Source organism: Halobacteriovorax sp. DA5, assembly GCF_002903145.1.
GTDB lineage: Bacteria > Bdellovibrionota > Bacteriovoracia > Bacteriovoracales > Bacteriovoracaceae > Halobacteriovorax_A.
Genome location: NZ_PPDJ01000011.1, coordinates 32,144 through 55,119 on the forward strand (window position 1 = coordinate 32,144; position 22,976 = coordinate 55,119).

At 37.9% G+C, this 22,976-nt stretch carries 20 protein-coding genes; 10 read left to right on the forward strand and 10 right to left on the reverse strand.

Features of this window, described 5'->3' with window-relative positions:
* The first annotated feature begins 3 nt into the window (after positions 1 to 3).
* The gene (locus C0Z22_RS14240) at positions 4 to 2,277 is read left to right on the forward strand and encodes an adenylate/guanylate cyclase domain-containing protein (RefSeq protein ID WP_103219041.1); all 2,274 of its coding nucleotides are present in this window, start codon (positions 4 to 6) and stop codon (positions 2,275 to 2,277) included.
* Positions 2,278 to 2,387: 110 nt separating this feature from the next.
* Positions 2,388 to 3,071 (forward strand): transposase, encoded by a 684-nt coding sequence (locus C0Z22_RS14245; protein WP_103219042.1) that lies wholly within the window; start codon positions 2,388 to 2,390, stop codon positions 3,069 to 3,071.
* Here the strand turns inward: C0Z22_RS14245 and C0Z22_RS14250 are convergent.
* The 3 genes from C0Z22_RS14250 to adeD form a co-directional block, all read right to left on the reverse strand.
* Positions 3,068 to 5,119, reverse strand: coding sequence for a thiamine pyrophosphate-dependent enzyme (locus C0Z22_RS14250; protein WP_103219043.1), 2,052 nt, complete (start codon positions 5,117 to 5,119; stop codon positions 3,068 to 3,070). The genes C0Z22_RS14245 and C0Z22_RS14250 overlap by 4 nt on opposite strands.
* A 97-nt stretch (positions 5,120 to 5,216) precedes the next feature.
* A complete protein-coding gene (locus C0Z22_RS14255; protein ID WP_103219044.1) occupies positions 5,217 to 5,723 on the reverse strand; it encodes a hypothetical protein in 507 nt (168 codons plus the stop codon).
* Positions 5,710 to 7,473, reverse strand: a complete 1,764-nt coding sequence (adeD, locus tag C0Z22_RS14260; RefSeq protein WP_103219045.1) for an adenine deaminase — start codon at positions 7,471 to 7,473, stop codon at positions 5,710 to 5,712. The genes C0Z22_RS14255 and adeD overlap by 14 nt, the downstream gene beginning before the upstream one ends.
* A gap of 58 nt (positions 7,474 to 7,531) precedes the next feature.
* On the opposite strand from adeD, the gene fbaA reads away from it, so the two are divergent.
* The 3 genes from fbaA (at position 7,532) to C0Z22_RS14275 (ending at position 10,404) form a co-directional block, all read left to right on the forward strand.
* Positions 7,532 to 8,557: a class II fructose-bisphosphate aldolase gene (gene fbaA / locus C0Z22_RS14265; protein WP_103219046.1), complete on the forward strand. Its 1,026-nt coding sequence runs from the start codon at positions 7,532 to 7,534 to the stop codon at positions 8,555 to 8,557.
* A gap of 94 nt (positions 8,558 to 8,651) precedes the next feature.
* Positions 8,652 to 9,584 (forward strand): TIGR01777 family oxidoreductase, encoded by a 933-nt coding sequence (locus C0Z22_RS14270; protein WP_103219047.1) that lies wholly within the window; start codon positions 8,652 to 8,654, stop codon positions 9,582 to 9,584.
* A gap of 49 nt (positions 9,585 to 9,633) precedes the next feature.
* A complete protein-coding gene (locus tag C0Z22_RS14275; protein WP_103219048.1) occupies positions 9,634 to 10,404 on the forward strand; it encodes a TSUP family transporter in 771 nt (256 codons plus the stop codon).
* Here C0Z22_RS14275 and C0Z22_RS14280 read toward each other — a convergent pair.
* Positions 10,391 to 10,903, reverse strand: coding sequence for a hypothetical protein (locus C0Z22_RS14280; protein WP_103219049.1), 513 nt, complete (start codon positions 10,901 to 10,903; stop codon positions 10,391 to 10,393). The two genes, C0Z22_RS14275 and C0Z22_RS14280, sit on opposite strands and share 14 nt — an antisense overlap.
* 185 nt (positions 10,904 to 11,088) lie before the next feature.
* Between C0Z22_RS14280 and C0Z22_RS14285 the strand changes: the two genes are divergently transcribed.
* Positions 11,089 to 11,274 carry a hypothetical protein gene (locus C0Z22_RS14285; RefSeq protein WP_103219050.1) on the forward strand — a complete coding sequence of 62 codons (186 nt, stop codon included), beginning with the start codon at positions 11,089 to 11,091 and terminating at the stop codon, positions 11,272 to 11,274.
* A gap of 3 nt (positions 11,275 to 11,277) precedes the next feature.
* On the opposite strand, the gene C0Z22_RS14290 is transcribed toward C0Z22_RS14285, so the two are convergent.
* Together C0Z22_RS14290 and pepN are read right to left on the reverse strand one after the other, a co-directional pair.
* Complete coding sequence (locus C0Z22_RS14290) at positions 11,278 to 12,063, reverse strand: nitroreductase family protein (protein ID WP_103219051.1); 786 nt, start codon at positions 12,061 to 12,063, stop codon at positions 11,278 to 11,280.
* 19 nt (positions 12,064 to 12,082) lie between these two features.
* A complete protein-coding gene (gene pepN / locus C0Z22_RS14295; protein WP_103219052.1) occupies positions 12,083 to 14,698 on the reverse strand; it encodes an aminopeptidase N in 2,616 nt (871 codons plus the stop codon).
* A 139-nt stretch (positions 14,699 to 14,837) separates the two neighbouring features.
* On the opposite strand from pepN, the gene C0Z22_RS14300 reads away from it, so the two are divergent.
* Positions 14,838 to 15,569, forward strand: a complete 732-nt coding sequence (locus C0Z22_RS14300; RefSeq protein WP_103219053.1) for a PilZ domain-containing protein — start codon at positions 14,838 to 14,840, stop codon at positions 15,567 to 15,569.
* Here C0Z22_RS14300 and C0Z22_RS14305 read toward each other — a convergent pair.
* Positions 15,535 to 16,473, reverse strand: coding sequence for a hypothetical protein (locus tag C0Z22_RS14305; RefSeq protein WP_103219054.1), 939 nt, complete (start codon positions 16,471 to 16,473; stop codon positions 15,535 to 15,537). The genes C0Z22_RS14300 and C0Z22_RS14305 overlap by 35 nt on opposite strands.
* A gap of 137 nt (positions 16,474 to 16,610) precedes the next feature.
* On the opposite strand from C0Z22_RS14305, the gene C0Z22_RS14310 reads away from it, so the two are divergent.
* From C0Z22_RS14310 to C0Z22_RS14320, 3 genes are read left to right on the forward strand one after another with little or no spacing between them, the layout of a single operon-like run.
* Complete coding sequence (locus C0Z22_RS14310; RefSeq protein ID WP_103219055.1) at positions 16,611 to 17,819, forward strand: pyridoxal phosphate-dependent aminotransferase family protein; 1,209 nt, start codon at positions 16,611 to 16,613, stop codon at positions 17,817 to 17,819.
* Between the two features lie 24 nt (positions 17,820 to 17,843).
* Positions 17,844 to 18,971, forward strand: a complete 1,128-nt coding sequence (locus C0Z22_RS14315; protein WP_103219056.1) for an N-acetyltransferase — start codon at positions 17,844 to 17,846, stop codon at positions 18,969 to 18,971.
* Positions 18,971 to 19,945, forward strand: coding sequence for an NAD(P)-dependent oxidoreductase (locus C0Z22_RS14320; RefSeq protein ID WP_103219057.1), 975 nt, complete (start codon positions 18,971 to 18,973; stop codon positions 19,943 to 19,945). Before C0Z22_RS14315 ends, C0Z22_RS14320 begins: the two co-directional genes overlap by 1 nt.
* Position 19,946: 1 nt before the next feature.
* On the opposite strand, the gene C0Z22_RS14325 is transcribed toward C0Z22_RS14320, so the two are convergent.
* The 3 genes from C0Z22_RS14325 to C0Z22_RS14335 all read right to left on the reverse strand — a co-directional run bounded on the left by C0Z22_RS14325 (position 19,947) and on the right by C0Z22_RS14335 (position 22,975).
* Entirely contained in the window at positions 19,947 to 20,555 is a 609-nt protein-coding gene (locus tag C0Z22_RS14325) for a sterol desaturase family protein (RefSeq protein ID WP_103219058.1), read from the reverse strand.
* 375 nt (positions 20,556 to 20,930) lie between these two features.
* Entirely contained in the window at positions 20,931 to 22,010 is a 1,080-nt protein-coding gene (locus tag C0Z22_RS14330; protein ID WP_103219059.1) for a metallophosphoesterase, read from the reverse strand.
* A gap of 2 nt (positions 22,011 to 22,012) precedes the next feature.
* The gene (locus C0Z22_RS14335; protein ID WP_103219060.1) at positions 22,013 to 22,975 is read right to left on the reverse strand and encodes a GGDEF domain-containing protein; all 963 of its coding nucleotides are present in this window, start codon (positions 22,973 to 22,975) and stop codon (positions 22,013 to 22,015) included.
* Position 22,976: the final 1 nt, after the last annotated feature.

Here is a 22,976-nt window from a genome sequence, read left to right on the forward strand (position 1 = left end):
GCTATGAAAAATATAATTAAATACACGGGACTGTTTTTTATCATTTTATTTTCGTGCGTCAGTGTCTTCTTCTCTCTTTACTCTAGAACATATGATATAGGTTTTAGAAATCTCACTTCATATGCATCATTTTTTGAAAATCGATTCTACGATTTTAGAATGATGCAAACGATGGATCAGAATACACCAAATCCAAAACTAATTCTTGCCGATATTGATGATGATTCAATTAAAAGACTCGGTTCTTGGCCAATTACTCGCTCTCATTGGGGTACAATGGTAAGAAAACTACGCGGCTACGGGGCAAAAGTTATTGCCTTTGATGTCTTCTTTTCAGAAGCATCTCAAACATGCAACGATGTTAATCCAGATGATGAGTTAATTTCGGCCATTGAATACTTTCATGAAATTCCAAATAATCGAGTCATTATGCCTTATAACCTCGAAGTATATGGGACTGACCACTATCCTACTTTACCAGAAGACCTATATCTTTTTGCCCTAAACACAAAGGCCGGTGGAGTAAATTATGATATGGAGCCAACGATTATTTCAAACTCCGTATACCCTCTACAAGGAATCATCGATGCAGAAGCATCTCTAGGCTTCATTGAGGCCAGCGCAGATAATGATGGCGTTATCAGACACTATAAAGCACTTGCATTTCCTTACAGAGAAATTCATGTACCTTCATATGGGCTTTCATCATATATGCATTGGATTGGTGAATTTGATGAGAACGAAGAAGGTGAAAATAAGAATGTTTTTAAAACAGAACTTGATCTCAGTACTCAAGGTGGAGTGCCGATTCTAAAAACCAAAATGGGAGATGTAGAGCTAAACCTTAGAGGTGAAACTAAAGTACGCTGGATCGGAGGGGCCGATGCATATACTAGAATTCCAATTTATCAAATCATCGAAAAAGACCCTAATGATCCTGAACTAAAAAAATTATTTGAAGGCTCTCTTGTCTTTGTAGGTGCAACTGCATACGGTGCACACGACTTAAGAAATACGCCAATCGACTCAATGCTACCAGGAGTTCTGTTCCACATGAACTTCGTCCAGATGCTAATTGATGGCCACTTCTTTAAAAAATTTATCGACTCGGCCAAACTATCTTGGGCCCTACTTGTCATATCTGTACTAATACTCCTCCTAGTACAATTTAAAGAAAACCCTATCTTTGATCTATTTACACTCGTGGTCTTGATCTCAGGTCTTTACTACTCTGATACTTTCTACTTTATTCCACAAGGGTATGAAACAAAGCTATTTTGGTGCTTCTTTGCCCTAGTCTTATGCTATTCGTGGAATACAATTGTTAACTTCTATATGGCAAACCAAGACAAGGCGTTCTTAAAGAATGCTTTTGGAAGTTATATCTCTCCTGAACTTATTGATGAAATGTATGAAGCAGGCTCAGCGCCAACTCTTGGTGGTACATCAGGAATTCGTACGGCCTACTTCACTGATATTCAAGGCTTCTCAAGCTTCTCAGAAAAGCTATCGGCAACACAGCTTGTTGAGCTTTTAAACGAATACTTAACGGCCATGACCGATATACTTCTTGAAGAAAAAGGCACACTTGATAAGTATGAGGGAGATGCTATTATCGCTTTCTTCGGTGCACCAATGGAGCTTCCTGATCATGCTAAACGTGCCTGTATGGTTGCTCATCGTATGCAAGAAGCACTACTAAAGCTAAGAAAAAAATGGGTTTCAGAGGGAGACAAGTGGCCAAAGATTGTTCACGATATGAGAATGAGAATAGGAATTAACTCAGGGGATATCGTAACAGGAAATATGGGTTCTGCTTCTCGTATGAACTATACAATGATGGGCGATTCTGTAAACCTTGCTGCCCGTCTTGAAGAGTCAGCAAAGCAATATGGTATTTTCACACAAGTTGCAAAAGAGACGGTTGAGCTTGCAGGAGATGAATTTCTATGGCGAGAGCTTGATACGATTCGCGTTGTTGGTAAATCAATTCCGGTAACAAGTTATGACCTACTTGGACTTAAAGCAACTGCTCCAGACTATTTAAAAGAGCTTGCTGATAAATTTTCAAAAGCTATCTTACTTTATAAGGCGCAAAAATGGGATGAGGCCATTGATTTATTTAAACACACTCTAGAGCTAGAATATATGCGCTTTCCTGATCTGAAAGGTGTAAAAACAAATCCATCTGAGATTTATATTAAACGCTGTGAAGATTATAAGGTTATCCCACCTCCACCGGAATGGGATGGTGTTTTCACACTGACTAGCAAATAGGTTCCTGGATACTTTTCGGGATGCAACGTTTCATATTTCAATATTGAAAAAATAATAAGAAAGGAAGCTAGTATGCTTCCTTTTTTAATTATAGGTGCTAGATAACAAGCATGCCTAGAAAACCAACCATTCGTACAAAATTATATCCTTATCATGTCGTTGCTCGCTCACATAATAAGAAGTGGTTTAATTTACCAATTTATGTCATGTGGGAAATCTATAATGAAATTCTAAAAGATCTTTGTAGAGAAGAAGGTGCCAAAGTTATTGCCTTTGTTTTAATGAACAATCACTTTCACTTAATGCTTTGGACGCCACGTGAGAATATTGACAAGGTAATGTACTGGCTCATGAAAAGGTCAACACATGAAGTACAAAAAAGAACAGGTGATATAAACTCAATTTACGGTGGTAGGTACAAATCAAGTCTATTAACTAAAGTTCAATATCAATACAATTGCTATAAGTACATTTTAAGAAATCCTGTTGTAGCAGGTCTTTCTTCACTCGTTCAAGACTATCCATTCAGCACATTCCATTACATATACTTCAATAAAACATTATCATTTGAAATTTTTGATGAATCATTACCAAATTTATTTGGTACAACATATGCATTGGAATCATGGCTTAATAAAGGTTATACAGACAAAGAGGCCCGCAGTATTAAAGCGGGCCTATCTAAAAATGAATTTGAATATGCTAAATGTGATAGCTCTAGAAAGTTTATCATTCCTAGTATGAATACTTACTCAAGAGATGCAATGCATCCCGAAAAGTATCCAGGAACCTAGTAGTTAAGAACCTTAAGAGCAGCTTCTACAACACGGTCTGTGTTTGGAAGAACTGCTTTTTCAAGGATTCTGTTGAAACCAACTGGAGTGAAAGTCGAACCAACACGTTGAACTGGAGCATCTAGAAGCTCAAACCCTTTGTCGTTGATCATGGCAGCAACTTCACCACCAAATCCACCAAATACCTTATCTTCGTGAACAACTAGCGCTCTATTTGTTTTCTTAACAGATGCAAGAACACCTTCTTCATCTAGAGGAGCAATTGATCTAAGGTCAACAACTTCTACGCTATAACCTTGAGCTGCAAGTTTCTCTGCTGCTTCAAGTGAGTGGTGTACTGTGTTTCCGTAAGTAATAATTGAAAGATCAGTTCCTTCACGTCTTACACGACACTTACCAAATGGAACTTCAAAGTCTTCTGGTACAACAGTCATTGCTTGTTTTGCGTTATATAGAGACTTTGGCTCTAGGTATAGAGTTGGCCCTTCACTTCTCATTGCAGTTCTTAGAAGACCAGCAGCATCGTCAGCGAAAGCTGGGCATACGATACGTACACCAGGAATACCTGCTAAGTTACCTTCAAGGTTTTGAGAGTGGTAAAGTCCACCACCGATATATCCACCAGAAGCAAGTCTGATTAGGATATTAGGTGCAAATGCTCCGTTTGATCTCCAGTAATCGTGAGAACACTCTACGTATTGCTCCATTGCTGGCCAGAAGTAGTCAGCGAATTCAGCACCTTCAACAACAACTCTGATGTCTTTGTTGAAACGTGAGAAACCATTTGCAGTTCCTAAGATATAGTCTTCAGCGATTGGACCGTTAAATACTCTGTCCTTACCAAATTCTTGTTGCATACCTTTTGAAACGTTAAAGATACCACCTTTATCTTTGTTGGCCATATCTTGTCCCCAAATGAAAGTATCTGGGTTATGTCTAAATTCTTTCTTAAGTTGACCATTGATTGCATCGATGAACTTCACCTCTTCACCAGACTCATTGTGAGTACCGTCAACATACTTCGTTGGAACGTGTGGCTCTGGAAGTACGAAGTCATAGATTGACTCAGGAGTTGGGTTTGGAGCTTTCATTGCTTTCTTGTGAGCTTCAAGTAGTTCAACCTTTGCAGCTGCATCGATTTCATCTAGCTCTGCTTCAGTGAAGATCTTGTTAGCAACAAGTTCTTTTCTAAATGCTACTAATGGATCTTGAGCTGCCGCTTCTGCTCTTTCTTCTTCTGAACGATAAAGCTCGTGCTTATCAGAGTTAGAGTGAGAGTGAATACGTACACAACGAGCGTGAACAATTACAGGCTCTTGTTGAGTTGCTGCAATTTCTCTTGCAGTTGCCATCGCGTTCATTGAATCAAAGATATCTTTTCCATCACAGTGAATGATGTGAAGGTTTAGGAAACCTGTAAAGTTATCAGCAACGTACTCGTTTGCTGTTTGATCACATTTTGGAACAGAAATACCGTATCCATTATCTTGGAATACAAATACAACTGGAAGCTTCTCGCGAGATGCACCGTTGATCGCTTCATAACAGTAACCTTCAGAAACTGAAGACTCACCTTGTGAAGAGTAAACAACACCATCATGCTTATAACGGTTGAATGCTCTTGCAGTACCTACAGCGTGTAGCGTGTGGTTACCTGTACAAGAAGATACGTTATGAATATTCCACTCTGGCTTTGCAAAGTGGTTAGACATGTGACGTCCACCAGAAGCAAGGTCAGTGGCTTTTGAAATACCATTTAAAAGAATTTCTTCTGCAGTTAAACCTGCCGAGAATGCAGTTAGCATGTCACGGTAGTATGGGAATAAGTGGTCTTTTCCTAATTCGAAAGTTTGACCAATTGCTAGTTGGATTCCATCGTGTCCTGCATATGGAGCGTGGTAAGACCAACCAATCGCTTGCTTAAGATAGTTTGGCGCACGATCATCTAACATACGTCCAAGACTTAGTAGCTCATACCACTGCTTAAGTGTTGCTTTATCTGTGTTTTTCCAAGTGTACTTTTTCTTAGGCTTAAGAACAGTTGCCATTATCAACCTCGTATTTTCATCTAGTTATAAATCTTAAGTGAAACGGAATTTAACCATAATTTAACGGAATTGGAAAGAAATAGTGGCGCTGTCGTAACTAAAGACAATACTTTTTATGACCACTTGCACAAGCGTATTCTTGGTATTTTTTTGAAAGTGCTGGAGAATCAGATTCTATCAATTCTCCAAGCTTTCCACAGGCCAGCATACTACCACCGCGACCTTGCCGGCAGGCCTTATTTAAAAGGCTTTTGTAATCATCTTTAGGCAATAATTTTTTCTTGATCTGGCTTAACTCATAGCAAGATGACGCATCATTAATCTCACAAAGTCGTTCAATATATTTCAACTCTAGCTGCTTTTTATTGTCTAACTTTGCCAGTTTTCTACCATCGAGACAGGCCTGAAGTTGACGACTTTGAGAAAAATCGTCACGGAAACATACCGTATGAGCATCACCTCTTAGTTTATCTTGTTCAACTTGAGTAACCCTCTTTTGTAAAAGCCCCATGATTGGATCAAGAAATAAGGCAATCACCCCCACAGTGATTGTAAGAAATAGCCACCCAGGAATTGCTTCAATTAACTGACTAAGCTTCTTCACATTTTAAATCAATGAATTCAAATTTTGTCACATCAACTAATCCCATGTCTGTTATTTTAAGAGTTGGAATAACAGGCAGAGCTAAGAAGGCCATTTGAATAAAAGGCTCACTTACCGCAACTTCAATTTCTTTACATGCGACCTTAAGTCTTATGATCCCCTCATTGATTGTTTCAGCAGACTCTAAACTAAGAAGACCTGCAATTGGAAGCGCAAGAGATGCAGTGACTCTCCCCTTATCCACAACACAGAAGCCACCAGCATTTTCAATAACTTCATTAGCAGCTGTTGCAATATCTTGAGGCGTCTTTCCAATAACGACAATATTGTGAGAGTCGTGAGCAACACTTGAAGCAATCGCTCCACGAGTTAGCCCCATACCTTTAACAAGGCCCAAACTAGGCTTGCGATTTTGTCCGTATCTTTCAATAACTGTTATAAATGAAATATCATCTTGCTCAAATTCTTCACCATCAAATTTTACTTTTAAGTGATTTGTGATGATTTCATCTTTTACAATTTCCATCACGTTATATGTTCCTGGTGTCAGGTCATAATTAAAATCAGTAGGTGCTAAGAAATTTCTCTTAATCGTATTTTCTTTTGGCGGCTGAGACTTTTCTAATTTCTCATTAACCTTTGCAGGTAAATCAAGCTCACTTACAAGCTTACCTTTTTTAAATACTTCCTTCACATCAACGTCTTCAAGTTTTCCAACAAGAACGATATCAGCTTGTTTACCAGGAGCAATCAGACCTAGTTTCTTTAAACCAAAGTGTTTGGCGGCCGAGAAGCTTGATAGCCTATAAGCAATGTGTGCAGGTGTTCCAAGCTCATTAATCATTTTCTTGATCATATAGTTAATATGACCTTCATTAAAAATTTCATATGGGTTTCTATCATCAGTACATAGTAGACACTGACAAGAGTTAAACTCGTTAACAACTGGGGCCAGAGTTTTTAAGTTCTTGGCAACAGATCCCTCACGAATAATAAGTCCCATACCTTTTTGAAGTTTTTCTTTTGCTTCATCTGCAAAGATTGTCTCGTGACAATTTTGAATTCCTGCTGCGATATAAGCATTAAGCTGTTTCCCACGAAGCATTGGCGAGTGCCCGTCAAGATTAAGCTCTGCAAACTCTTCAACTTTTTCAAGTACACCTTCCACACCATTGATGACACCTGGAAAATTCATCATTTCAGCAAGGCCAAGAACACGAGGATGCTCCTTATATTTTTTCATATCAATGATATCAAATTGACCACCGTTTGTTTCAAAGCCAGGAAGAGCAGGAATACACGAACTCACCTGAACAAAGAGGTTTTGATCCATCAGTTCACTACATCTTAGAAACCAAGAAAAACCACGATCACCCATAACATTAGTAATCTCATGTGGATCACAAATGGCAGTAGTTGTTCCAAGAGGAAGAGTTAGCCTTTCAAATTCAAATGGGTGCATCATTGAAGATTCAACATGAAGGTGGCCGTCAATAAAGCCAGGAACCGCTGTCGCTCCACCAGCGTCATAAATACGCTTAGCAGGCTGCTCATCGTATTCCTTACCAATTCCTGCAATAGTTTTTCCAGAGATGGCAATTGAGCTCTCAACCACTTCCCCATTAACAAGATCTAAAATCTTTACATTTTTAATAAGTAAATCAATCTCACCATCGCCGCGAGCAGTCTTCAAAACCTCTCTTAATTCTTGTGGTGATAATTTTTGTGTTTCCTTATTTGCAAGTGACATCTTTGACCTCTATAATGTTGTGGAATCTTAATCCTACTATAACTAAAAGGAGCACTGGATGCCAATAGCTACTTATGAACAATACTGCGATATGTTAGATAGCGCTAAAAAAGGCGGATACGCATATCCGGCCATTAACGTAACATCTACTTCAACAGCAAATGCTGCCATCAAGGCCTTCGCTGATATGAAATCAGATGGAATTATCCAAGTTTCAACTGGAGGTGGTTCATTTGCTTCAGGCCAGGCCCTGAAAGATGAAGTCTTAGGTGCAATCTCTCTAGCTCAACACGTTCACCTTGTTGCTGCAAAGTACGATGTACTTATTGCTCTACATACTGACCACTGTCACCCAGAAAAAGTTGATAGCTTTTTAATTCCTCTTATTGAAGAAACAGAAAAAAGAAGAGCTCAAGGTCAACCAAACCTTTTCCACTCACATATGTTTGATGGTTCAGTTCTACCAACTGCTGAAAATATTGAAATGAGTAAGAAGCTTTTAGAGAGATGTGCTAAGAGTGAAATTATTCTTGAAATTGAAACAGGTGTTGTTGGTGGTGAAGAAGATGGTGTTAATAATGAAGATGCACCAGCAGATAAATTATACACAACACCAGAGGAGATGGTTGAAGTAACAAAAGCACTTCGCCCTCTTGGTAAGTTTATGTATGCGGCCACTTTTGGTAACGTTCACGGCGTCTATAAGCCAGGTAACGTAAAGCTTCGTCCACAAGTTTTAAAAGACGGACAAGCTGCTGTTACGGCTGAGCTTGGAGCAGATGCAGAAAACTGGCTAGTTTTCCACGGTGGTTCAGGAAGTGAGCTATCTGAAATTCACGAAACACTAAACTATGGTGTTGTAAAAATGAATATCGACACTGACACTCAATATGCTTACTCTCGTCCAGTAGTTGATCACATGTTCAAGCACTACGATGAGATGCTAAAGATCGAAGGTGAAGTTGGAAACAAGAAACAATACGATCCTAGAACTTGGATGAAAAAAGCTGAAAACGCAATGACTGAACGTATTGCACAAGCTTGTCGTGACTTAAAGTCAGATGGAAAGTCGATCAACCTTTAATTAAAAAATTCTAAAGAGTGGGTATTACGAAACTCGTGGTACCCACTCATACTTCATTAATAAATTCTTCACAATTCATCCATATACTAAAAATATGAAAGTATTAATTAGTGGTGGTTCAGGTTTTATTGGCACAAATTTAACACAATCTTTGCTTGAACACGGCCACGAGGAAGTGCGCATACTCACACGCGATATTTCAAATAAACAAAGCAATGAGCAAGTAAAGTATTACAAGTGGGATGTGGAAAAAGGCGAAATGGATATGGCGGCCCTTATGGGAGTAGATGCCGTCATTAACCTTGCTGGTGAAAATATCGCAGACTCCCGTTGGAGCGAAGAAAAGAAAGACAAGATCTATAACTCACGTATCAACGCGACAAACTTACTTCACGACAAATTAAAACAGCTTGGAACAAGAGGACTCCCTCTGCCGAAAAAATTTGTTAGTACTTCGGCAATTGGTATTTACGGCGACCGCTCCGATGAAGAGCTCACAAGTGACAGCAGTATCAGCGGTGATTTTTTGGCCGAAGTCTGTCAGCACTGGGAGTCCAGCGCACTAAGAATTCAAAACCTAGATATTGATGTCAAAATTATCAGAGTTGGAATTGTTCTTTCAAGTGAAGGAGGTGCACTTGCAAAAATGCTCCCCGCATTTAACCTAGGTCTTGCAGGACGTATTGGCGACGGTCATCAGTACATGAGCTGGATTCACATTAGAGACCTTTGTGACCTTTACTGCTTCTTAATCGAACATGACACCGAAAAACAAGTCATAAACGGAGTAGCACCTAACCCAATTGAAAATATTGATTTCACACAAACACTGGGAAGAGTTCTTCACCGTCCTACTTTTATTCCGCTTCCAGAATTTGCAGCTAAAACAATTTTTGGTGAAATGTCTCAGATTATGCTCGCAAGTCAAAAAGTTTCATGTGAGGAGAATAAGGCCTGTGGCTTTGAGTACTCATTTAATTTTCTTGAGGCTGCTCTAAGAGATACCCTAAAGAACCATAGCGAATAATTTTCATCCTCTACTATCTTTCTAATTCAAAAAGAGAGATAATCTCCGAATGGAAGATTTCACATTAGTTCAAGCTCTCATTATTTTTACTCTCATTACTTTCGCAGGATTTATCGACTCCATGGCCGGAGGTGGTGGCCTAATAACAATCCCTACTTATATTGCAACAGGTGTCCCTGCTCACCTTCTGCTTGGTACGAATAAATGTGTTTCATGTATTTCAAAATCACTTTCAATCATTCGCTATGTGAAGCGTGGCAAGATTGACTTTAAATTTATTCTACCTCCAACAATTGCAACTTTTAGTGCTTCTTTAATTGGTGCCCAACTTAGCACTATCCTTGAGTCAAAGCACATGGTCTATATTTTAATCTTAATCATTCCAATCATCTTCTTTATGAACCATCTAAAGAAGAAAAGAGAATTAATGGATCACTCTCCACTTGAAAAGATGCAGGTTCTTTTTCGCTCAGTTCTTATTGGACTAGTCATTGGTGGTTATGATGGCTTCTTCGGCCCAGGAACCGGAACATTTCTTATCATCTCAATGATGTTCTTTCTTCATTTCGACATACTTGATGCCTCACCTCATGCGGCATTTATGAACTACGTAAGTAATATTGCGGCCTTTATTACGTTCTTAATCAAGGGTGCTATTATGTGGAAGATTGTTGCAATCGCCCTGCCGGCAGGACTTCTTGGGAATTACCTCGGCTCAAGCCAAGTTATTAATGGCAATAAGGCCACAGTCACAACAGCATTTAATGTTGTTCTTGTGGGCCTTTTATTTAAGTCTATTTACGATATTAGTACGATGTAGGACAAGAAACTTTTCTAAGTTTAAAAGTGAAAGCGCGATCGATATTGCGAGCTTGAGATCTTAGTTCAACACTTCCCTCAAAGAAAGCTCCAACTTTATTAATTGAAAGCTTTAGGCGGTGATCAACTTTCTCATACATCTCTTTTTGCGAACGATACATATAAATATCCTCATCAACCTCATAGCTTAGCGAATTCTCACTCCAAGAATATTCACCTAGGTCTTGGAAGAGAATAATTGGTGAATACGAGTAATACACATCATCTCTTACACCAGTAAAGAAATTGAAAACATTGATTGGCTCAATACGATTAGTCTCAACATTTTTATAAGTTCGAGAAAAGCTATAATCTTCATAAGTGGTAAGATTTCTCTCATAATCAGGTCCATGTGGAACAGACTGCTGATTATGTTCAATTGTTTCAAAACATCCGTATAGCTCTTGAGGAGTGATTGCAAATAGGTTTACTGTAACAAGTAAGCTTAATAAGTATTTCATGTGAAAATCCTTTTCATTTTTATAACTTAGCTACCATTTTAGGTGACAATTAAATTATGAGCAAATAAGCAAAACTTACATCAATAAGAAAATTTAAAGATGTAACAAATCACAAGAACTTTACAAGGCGCTGACTTCGTTCAACTTAGGGACAGATAGAATGAGAATGTACTAAGGATGTGTATATGAAATATTTTTCAATTCTTACTCTTTGCCTATTATTGACGAATCCTAATAATGAATTGAGAGGAGAAGGGGGAAATTCAATTAAGAACAAAAGCAAACAGGCCAACTTTATTTCTCGAATTCGACTGAATACAAGAAGAGGCCTTCTTTATTATCCATTCATTCCACGCTACATGATCGCATAGTGCTTAATGCTTAATGATGAAATCTTCTTTTGGAAATCTAAACTGTGGGCCGTAAACGCCTTTACTAGAACGCTTTCCTACTCCAAGTACCATTGTGACATAATCCTTGCATCCAAGACCTAATAGCTTCTTTACGCGTTTAGCATCAAAGCCTTCCATTGGAAGCGTGTCATAACCTTGAGCGCGAATTGATAGCATGATATTTTCACAGGCAAGTGCCGTTGTCTTATGTGCCCAAGTTCTAAGCTCAGATGGAAACATTGGCTCACGAAAGATCACTTGGAATAGGCCAATTGTATTATAGAACGCCCATTTAAGAGGTGAAAAAATACCAAAAGGTCCCATATAACCATAGGCCATTGGGGCGATCTTTGAATAGTACGCTTTTACGGCCTTAGGAACTTCAATGCCATCTTTCTTTGAGGCAGCTTCAAGAGAAGCAAGCATGCGCTCACAATTCCTCTTCCAAGTGCCAGTCTTTGCCACACAGACAATTAGATGCTTGGCTGTTTTGGCACCATTTTGACCAAAACAAAGTTTTGCAAGTTCTGATCTCTTATCTTCAGATTTAACCCAGTGAAACTCCCAAGGTTGAAGATTAGATGAATTTGGTGCAAGCAGACCGTGCTCAATTGCCTTTTGAACAACCTCATCCGGAACTTCTTCATCACCAAAGACACGAACAGAGCGGCGTGAAGAGACAACTTTTTCGAATTCTTTAAAATCAATTTCCGGAGCAACTTCCGTATAATTTAATTCAAGTTCTTCAGTAAAAATATTATCACTCACGCCAGTCTCCCTTCGTTAACTATGAATTTAAAGTTTTAGATAGTTTTTCAAAAACATTCTTCGAAGTCTTTTCGTCATTAACGATTGCTTCAAGCTCAAGACGTGCAATCTCTTTAAGATCAGCTGGCATCTTACGGTAATCATTAAATGCACCAGCAAGTCGAGAACCTGATTGAGGGTTAATTGCATCAACCTCTCTAATCATTTCAGCAATGAACTTAAGTCCACGTCCACTTTCGTGATTGAATTGAACTTTATTACGAGCAAATGTTCCAATTAGTGACGATACTAAGTTTGGTACATTCATATCAAAGACTTCATCTTTCATTAACTCTTGTACGCGATCAAAAGTTGAGTCATCACTTGAACTTGCCTGAACACTTAGCCACTTTTGCATAACAAGAGTTTGATCTTTAAAACGTGTATAGAACTCTTGTAAAGACTCAGCAGCACCAGGAAGCTTTTCGTGAACGATAACAGCTAGAGAGTTCATCATATCAGTCATATTTGTCGCAGTTTCAAAACACTTACGAGCAAGAGCTTGGTGTCCATCAATTTTAGCAAGACAACTAAGAGTAAAGCCTCTTAACCTTCTCTCACCCATTGCCTTAGCATCTACCTTGAATTCTCTTTCCGTACTAAGATCATTGTAAATAGCAACTAGATCTTGTTCATAAGTACTCGCAAGTAGCGTATATAACTTTTCTCTTGCTTCATCGATAGCGCGATAATCTGGGATAGTAATTGTTGAAGCAATATCAGTCATCGATGGCAGCCCAAGACATACGGCCTTAAACTCTTCATCAATATTTTGATCCTTAAGGATTGCCCCCCATGCTTGAATAAATTTCTCATCAACTTGGTAATTTGAATCACTAAGAAGTGCATGAATATTTTTAAGAGCAAGTGCTTGTCCCGCTTCATAACGATTGAAATCGTCATTATCATTTGCCATTAAGAAAATGAAGTCTCCATCTGTTAGATCCGATCGTAGAACAACAGGTGCACTGAAGTTTCTATTTAGAGATGCTACTGGTCTTTCTGTGATATTTTCAAATACGAATACTTCTGAATCTTTTTTAATATGAAGAAGTCCTCTTCCAAGATCAGCTTGATCGTCTCTATTTTTCAGAGCAAGCTTCATATCAACACCTTTGCTATCAAGAAGTCCGATAACAAATGGCATATGGAATGGCTCTTTTGTTGGCTGCCCTGGAGTTGCAGGCGTTGATTGATTTACAGTTAGAGTAAATTCATTTGCCGCTTCATCGTAACTAGTCGTTACATCAAGAACAGGTGTTCCCGCTTGATCATACCATCTTCTAAATTGAGAGAAATCGTAATTATCATTGGCGACACTCATTGCATTTGTGAAATCTGCTGTCGTTACCGCTTGCCCATCATATAGCTCAAAATACTTATCCATACCACGTTGGAAACCTTCTTCTCCAAGTAGTGTGTGATACATACGAATGACTTCTGAACCTTTTTCATAAATAGTCATGGTATAGAAGTTATTCATTTCAATGTATGACTTTGGCTGAATTGGGTGTGACTGCGGGCCAGCATCTTCAGGGAACTGAGCTGCTCTAAGATTAATAACGTCGTTAATACGACAAACTGATCTTGAGTTTAGATCTGCAGAGAACTCTTGGTCTCTAAATACAGTAAGACCTTCTTTAAGAGTTAGCTGGAACCAATCACGACAAGTTACACGATTTCCTGTCCAGTTGTGGAAGTACTCATGTCCAACTACTGATTCAATACCAAAGAAGTTATGATCTTCTGCTGTCTCTTTTGAAGCAAGAACGTAAGCAGAGTTAAAGATATTTAAACCTTTGTTCTCCATTGCACCCATATTGAATGAGTCAACGGCAACAATCATATAGATATCAAGATCGTACTCAAGTCTAAATCTATCTTCATCCCACTTCATTGACTTCTTAAGTGATTCCATTGCATGGTGAGACTTATCTTCATTTCCTTTATCAACAAAAACCTGAAGCTTAACTTCACGGCCTGACTTTGTTGTAAATGTATCTTCAATTAGAGCAAGATCTCCAGCGACAAGAGCATAAAGGTATGCAGGCTTTGCAAAAGGATCATTCCACACAGCAAAGTGCTTCCCACCTTCTAGATCGCCTTGTTCAATTAGGTTTCCGTTAGATAGTAGAAATGGGTATGCTGCTTTGTCTGCAACGATCTTAGTTGTAAAAATGCTTAAATTATCTGGACGGTCGATAAAGTAAGTAATTCTTCTAAATCCTTCAGGCTCATTTTGCGTACAAAACATTCCACCTGATTTATATAAACCATCAAGAGCAGTGTTGGCCTTTGGGTTAATTTCATTGTGAATCTCAAGAGTGAACTTTTCTGTTGGAAGTGCACTAAGAGTTAAGATCTCTTTTTCTTCGTTGTAGTTTTTAAATTCTTCGCCGTTAACTTTTACAGATTTTAGAATTAATTCTTCACCATTAAGTTCAAGAGTCTGACCGCTTAATGGGACAATTTCCATCGTTGAATATACTTGAGTTTTTGTATCATCTAAATGGAATTCAAGATTAACTGTCTCGATTTTGTGAGTTGGCGCATGATAATCCGCCAAATACTTGACCACAGGAGTTTCGCTTTTCATATATACCTCGTTATTTCCTATAATTTTGAGTATTTATTTGTAGAATTTGCCACAATTTGAACTGAATGAAAACTTTGATTAGAATATATTTAATATTAAACACTTAAATTAATTTAGAGATTATTAAAGTGAGAACTTGATGGATGCGAATAAGAAATTTTATTTCTCAGAAATTCCCTTTGAAGAGAAGATAAGTTTTTTAAAAAGGGCCCTAAGCGATGGATTAATCATTGAAATCTGGCGCAAAGGACAAGAAAAAGACAAAGTCGAAAGCTTCAAAATTAAATCTTTTGATGAAAGTGAACTCGAATTCACTCTAGACTTTGACGCAAGCCTAATTGCGAAATTGGCAGGTTCAAAAAACAAGGACAATGAAGTTCTTCTAAAAATTAAGTTTAAATCAGTTATTTTATTTTCGAGTTCATACCTAAGCTTCATTGCGGCAGAAGAAGTTTATAAGCTTAAAGTTGATCGTCCCGTCTATAAGAGTCAGCAACGATCTAACTACCGCTTGCATGCAAATGCTTACATCCCTATTCAGATTAAAATCGAAGAAGATGTCTTTGATTGCAACGATATCTCGGCCGGTGGAATTAGCTTTAACTGCCCAAAAGACTTCGCTGACAAATTCAAGAAAGAATCAATTTTTGATAATGCAACGGTAAGACTTGCGTCGAAACGATTTGAAATTCCACAAGTAAAAATTGCAGCGACTTGGCCAATTGAAAATAATGAAGAAACACCAATGGGGATTGGTATCGCCTTTATGAATATGGACAAAGAAGTCGAAGAAGATCTTGTGCTTTCAATTAATTCAGAGGCCCGCGGAGAAGAGCTTAGGAAGCAGGCGGCAATGAAGAAAGGCACTTAGAGCTTTTATTTTCTTTTAAATTCAACTCTTTGAAGTAAGTATCTAACTCAACTTGTTTGAGAATATCTTTTAATACCCTCTCATTACCTTTAGAAAAGTAATCCTTGAAAGCAAGAATTGTTTCAAGCTTAGGGCACCCGATTGGCATACTAAGAATGAAGGCATTAATATCTTCTTGCTTAATGCCCTCAGTGAGAAAGCGCTTATAATTTCTATCGTGCCAGGCCTCGAGGTAGCGGGCCAGATAAACAGATATTCCAGTTTTATGTGAATCAATTTTAAAGAAGTTTTTTGCAACAAAATCCTTGAGATCTTCATGATTCGGAATGGCACTTATCAAGGCACCAAGATCTTTGTAAGCAATGCTGCCTTGATCTTTTTCAAGTAAGTAGATAAACATTCTCAAGTCTCCCGATTTCTCAAACCAAGGCCTAGGAAGCTTGATGGCCATGAGATAGAAAGACTTTTTGGCCTTGTCAGAATTTGTAGCATTAACTAATTTTAAAAATTTTCCTCTAAGACTTTGGAAATAATCATAGCACTTATAGTGATGGCAATTGGCCATTGCCGCTAAGTACATTTCGACTTGAACAGTGCTCATCTCCCCTTCTTCAAGTGAAAGATGAGAGCAGCCGCCAACAGAAATAAGCTTGCCACAAATATAGTAGATATCATCTCCATAATGAACGTGATACCTTTTGAACTCTTTCTTTGAACGATTTAAAATACTTACAAGTGAACTTCGGTATTCAATAGGCCCATTTAGAGAGCTTAGGATTTCTTTTCGATCACAAAAAGTATTTAAATCACAAGGAGGTTTCCAATCAGAAACTTCAATTTGTGTTTTTTCATCTTGAATATTCTGCTGCTGACACGAAGCAAAAACAGTTAAGATAATAAACATGATGCATGTTTTAAAAGTGAATAATTTAAGTACCATAGGCGCTGTCACTGTGCGTATAATTTGTTGACTTGTCAACTCAATCTAGCTAAATTCAAGCTTACCTCTATTATTAATACAATTCGAATGAGATGTGAAATATGGCACTAAAATTTTCTAGCGCAGCTGACCGCTTGATGGACATGGCAGCAATGCTAAAATCTAAAGATCTTTATCCTTTTTTCCGCCAAATTGGTGACTCAGAAGGAACGATAGTAAAGATTGATGGAAAAGATCAAATCATGATCGGTTCAAATAACTACCTAGGCCTAACACATCACCCTCACGTAAAAGAAGCGGCCATTAAGGCCATTGAAAAATATGGAACTGGTTGTACAGGATCTCGTTTCTTAAACGGTAACCTAACAATTCACGAAGAACTTGAAGAAAAGCTAGCGCGCTACCTAGGACACGAAAAAGCTCTTATCTTCTCAACTGGTATGCAAACAAATCTTGGTGCTCTTTCTGCTATCTGTGGCCCAAGAGACTGTATGCTCTTTGATTCAGAAAATCATGCTTCAATTATCGATGCCTCTCGCCTAGCAATGGGAACGACATTTAAGTATCGCCACAACGATATGGAGTCTTTAGAAGAGCAACTTGAAGCAAATATTGATCGCTTCCAAAAAGTAATCATCGTTGCAGATGGTGTTTTCTCAATGACTGGTGATATTGCAAACCTACCAGAGATGGTTAGACTTGCTGAAAAGTATGGTGCTTATATTTACGTCGACGATGCTCACGGTATCGGTGTTATGGGAGAAAAAGGCGCTGGGACAATGAACCACTTTGGTGTAACTGATAAGGTTCACTTAAACATGGGAACATTCTCAAAGTCATTTGCTTCAATTGGTGGAGTTCTTTCAGGTGATGCTGAAACAATCAACTATGTAAAACACCTAGCAAGATCTTTCATGTTCTCTGCTTCAATGGCACCATCTGCTGTAGCAACTGTTTCTGCATGTATTGACGTTATTAACTCTGACGATACAATTCACGATCGCCTATGGGACAATGTTAAATTCATGAGAAATGGTTTCCAGGAAATCGGTTTCTATACATACAACTCTCAAACTCCTATTATTCCAATCTTTATTGGTGATGATGTTAAATCAATGCTTGTAACTAAATTTCTAGGTGAAAATGGAGTCTTTGCAACTCCAGTTGTACCACCGGCAGTTCCTAAGGGTGAAGCATTAATCAGAACAAGTTACATGGCCACTCACAACAAGAGTGAGCTAACAAAAGTTCTAGAAGTTTTTGCAAGAGCAAAGAAAGAGTTTGATATCCCTTCGACAATGGGACACTAATTATATTTTTAAGGAGATAAGTCTATGGCCATTTATATCGAAAAAGTTGATATCTTAAACGATAAAAAGGCCCGTAAAAGATTTATTGACGTCCAATTTAATATTTATAAAGAAGACAAGTATTGGGTTCCACAACTACGCATGGAACTCAATAAACTTTTTAATCAAAAACATCCTTTTTATCAAACAGCGCAAAGTGCCTTTTACATTGCAATTAAAGATGGAAAAGATGTGGGCCGAATCATGGCCATCAACAATCACAACTATAATCAGTTCCATAGCACACAAGAAGCTCACTGGGGATTCTTTGAGGCCATCGATGATATCGAAGTCTTTAAGTCTCTTTTCAATTGTGCAATGGAATGGGGAAAATCACTTGGCCTTGAGCGATTTATTGGGCCATTTAATCCATCAACAAATTATGAATGTGGAACACTGATTAAAGGCCATAATGAAATTCCAGTTCTCATGATGATGTACAATTATGAATACTATCATCAATACTTAAATGAGCTTGGTTTTACGAAAGCAAAAGATCTCCTGGCCTACCATATGAAGGCGGATTTCGAGATGCCGGAAGTAATCAGAAAGATTGCCTTAAGAGCGGAAGATAAGGCCAATATTACTTATCGTACAGTTTCTAAGAAAAATTGGGCGAAAGAAATTGATCTTATGTATAGCATCTACAATGATGCTTGGGAGCAGAACTGGGGCTTTGTTCCAATGACAAAGGATGAGTTCTACGCCATGGCAGCAGACCTTAAAACTGTTGCTGACGAAAAACTAATTCTCTTTGCCATGGTTAATGGTGAAGAAGCCGGTTTCATCGTGGCCCTTCCAGACTTCAATCAAGTCCTACATAAAATTCCAGATGGAAAGCTATTTCCAAAAGGTATTTTTCAAGTTCTTCGTGCACCAAAGCTTATAGATGGTGTTCGAGTTATTACGATGGGTGTGAAAAAGAAGTATCGTCTGTATGGACTTGAATCAATTCTTTATTACAGATGCCATGAGAATATTAAACAGTATAAAAAATATAAGAATGTAGAGATGAGCTGGATTCTAGAAGATAATATCAATATGAATAAACCACTCATTCGCATGAATGCTGTTCCTTACCGAACATATCGAATTTTTCAAAAAGAGTTATAATGAAAGTCTTAGTTACTGGTGCAACTGGTTTTGTCGGCTCACATCTTTGTGACAAATTAAATCAACAAGGACATGAGGTTTTCGCTCTTGTGAGAAATCCTCAAAAGGCGCAGTCTTTAAACTTACCTGGCGAATATATCCAAGGTAGCCTTGAAGAGGCCTCAATCAAATCATGGGTAAGCGACCTACCAAAAGACTTAGATTGCGTTATCCATACTGCGGGAATTGTTTCAGCAAAACACTCTCTTACTTTTGCAAAGACAAATCACATTGCCACAGAGAATTTAATAAATCGCTTAAAAGTAAAATTTGAAAATATTCATTTTATGCTAATTTCTTCACAAGCTGCGGCCGGTCCTTCATCGCAATTAGTTGATGAAAGCATCGAATGCTTACCTGTTTCGGCCTATGGTCACTCAAAGCTTGCTGCAGAGATTGCAGTCAGAGAACTTTCTCCAGAGAGTTGGAATACCACAATAATCCGACCTCCAATGGTGATAGGTCCACGTGACAGTGCCGTTTTAGATGTTTTCAAAATGGTTAAGGGGCGTATTGTTACAGGCCCAGGACTTAACTTTAGAACGAAGAAATATAGTGTCGTTAATGTTTTTGACCTAGTCGATGCAATCATTCTTTGTGCATCTCAAGAGCAAACAAAACAAGAAACTTATTTTGTAACTTCCGTAGATGAAGTAACTTTTGAAGAATTAATCAATGAAATTTCGAACGCTCTAGGAGTTCAAAAGGTTATGTTTATGGCATTACCAATTTGGCTACTAAGAATAGTTGCGGGAATTATCTACACTCTTCCAATTCACCTACCTCTTACTGGAGATAAGATCAATGAATTGGAGCAAGATGCTTGGCTTTGCAGTAACTCAAAGATTAAGGCACTTGGTTTTGTCCCTAATTATAATTTAAAGGACACAATTGAGATGACAGCGAAGGACTACAAAGAGCGTAAATGGCTCTAACTTAGTCTTCCTTAGGTCCTGTCACAGTTCTAAAAACATAATCCCATAATGGTGAGCTTACACCGTACTTAGCTTTCTCATGTCTAAAGTGATGCTGAAGATGAAATTTCTTTAAGTAGCGCCCCACCTTTCCACTCATTTTAAAGTGATGAGTTGCATAGTGAATATAGTCATAGCAAAGATAGCCTATTGTGAAGAAGGCCATAAAACCTGGCATATAAAAAGCTGGAATAAAAAGTGAAAAGAATAGCCAAATCAGCCCCATGATCAAGATCGCTGGCACAGGCGGCATAACAAGCCTTGTCGGATCATTAGGGTCATCATGATGTAGCCCATGAAACAAGAACACAAATCGCTCTGAAAGTGGCCCAATAGGCTTTAAATGGAAAACAAAACGATGAAGTAGATATTCTGTAAGAGTCCAAATAATTAAACCACTAACTGCACATAGAATCATTTGTAGATGAGTGTAACCAAGTTCAAAATATGAACGATAAATTAGAAAACCAATAAATGGCGCCCAAAGCACTAGTGGCACAATTGGATGAACATGGGTAAATGACTCAAGAATTGGATTTTTAAATATTCTAATTGATTCGTACTTTTTCACAACTTCTACCTGATTAAATATCCTCTATTTCTACCAAAAAAACTCGCTCAAGTCAGCTTTTAGCGACCTAAAATGTCCAGCTTTAACCCATATGAACGTGAATTCAAAAGTAATAAATTTTTGTGATGTCAGAAAGTAGAAAAACATATTTTATAGAGTGTGTAAATACCCTACTACAAGGGAGATAGAATAATGGACTAAGTTAATTTTTGCTGCGAGCTACTGTAAGAAAAAATCTCTTGTGGTTTCTGTAAAATCGAATAAACTTATTAATAAGCAGAGACAAAAAATTAAAGACACTTCGGCGTTTCGGGAAAGGACTTTTTAGGAACGTCGTTTTTTTTCAAAATCATCTCAATCAATCTTAATAATCATTTAACTCGTTCTAATTTCTTCAATATATGGTTTCCATTGGCCCATCCACTGATTCATGGACGCATTAACTAGTGAATTACTCTCTGGATGTACATTTACACTACAATAAGTAAGACTTAGCGTATCTTGGTGCTTTCCAGCATCAATCGATGGGATATTATTCCAAGTTCCAGTGTTGAAATAATAACGACCTTCTGGGAATCGCCTCCACTCTTGTAAATGGGTATGCCCCATAACAACAGTATGAATCGAGCTATCGCGATCAAGAATCCTTCTGGCCATGCGCTCATAGCGTGGATAAATTGTGATCTGTTGAAGAATTTTTAAGTTTGTTTTGAAATTCGAGTTCTGTCGTGTGTAATAATTCGAGTGAGTCTTAATGACATAGTTAATACACGTGATAAATAGGCGCCAAAAGAATCTTGTATCATTAAAAAGACACCATTTAACATATGAAGACATAGGCCTTACTTTATCAATATAAGGACGCTCTTTTTTAAGCTTTGGTAGAACGTTAATGCAAAAAAGAGAACCCCACGGAAAGTTCAATATATCCTTGCCACCAGGTCCGCGAATAAATTGTTTTGCCTTTGGTACAGTGTTTACAGCTTCAAATCGATGCCCATGTTCAACGTGTAGGCCATTTTCTAAAAAAGTTTCAGTAAAGATAATATTATCACCACAGATTTTTGAAAACTTCTCTTGTGCACCTTTAAAAAGCATACCAACATCGTGATTTCCTACAACATAGACAACACGCTTATGTGGCGCTCTTAAAAACTTTTTAAGACCTGCAAAAAAACGAGGGTGCCCTTTAGCGATATCCTCAATCTGTTTAATAGTCATTGCCTCATCGACGACATGAGTGAAAACACCATCTGAATCGATTTGAATGAGATTTAAGATATCTCCATTCATGATGATTGTTACAGGTTTCGAATAATATTCATTCGTTGAAAAGTAGTCGCAAAATTCATAGAAGCGATTGTCTTCAAAGAAATCTTCTAAGATATTAAATTCACCGTTTTGCAGGTAACTACCTTTGCCTAAATGGAGATCAGATAAGATTAGATACTTCATATTTATGAGTCTGCAACACAGACCTTGCCACGTCCAGACTTTTTTGCTTCATACATCATTCTATCGGCCATTCCGATAATTTCATTACGTCCTGAAGCGTTAGTTGGGTAATTGGCAACACCAATTGAGACACTCAATTGGACATCTTCATCCTCATGAGTATTGATTTCAAGCTCTGCCTCTATTTTATAAACAGTAGACTTAACTCGACTAAGAATTCTTTGTCCGATCATCTTAGCATCTTCTAACGAAGAGTATGGAGCAAGAACGACAAACTCATCTCCCCCATAACGATAACAAAGATCATCCTCTCTTACAGTAGAACGAATTGTTTCTGCGACCTGCTGAAGTAAGCTTGTTCCAATCAAATGGCCATGGCCATCGTTGATACTTTTAAAGTAATCAATATCGATGAAGATAAGAGAGAATGAACGTTCTAGTGCATCATATTCTCTAATAGCAGCATCAATATCACTTTTAAATTTTCTTTGATTATAAAGACCTGTTACATCATCAACGTGAGCAAGGGCCTGTAGTCTTTGAAGTTCTTTTACTTGTAAAAGACTTCTAAACTTCGATTGAATATAGTTTTCTAATTGTCTAAAGATATCTGAAGGAAACTCTCCATTCAATACAAGATATAGACTTTGACTTCCATTGAAGCCGACCTCGACAAAGCGATACTTATCACCTTCTATTTCAAGATGAAGCTTTTGTGTCTTTAATGCACCCATTAGTTCTTGATAGACCTTACTTGGATACTCTTCAATAACTTTATTATTATAGAAATCTCTAATGATTGGATTTGAGGATTCATTATCTAACGTCGCAAAAACGAGTGGCGTTTTTGAATCAAACTCTGTCTTAATGAAATCGCGAAAAGACTTCAATACGATATTGAAATTATGCTCTTCAACATTTTGACAAATAAATTCTAAAAGTGCTTTATACTGTTTTTCCAACATA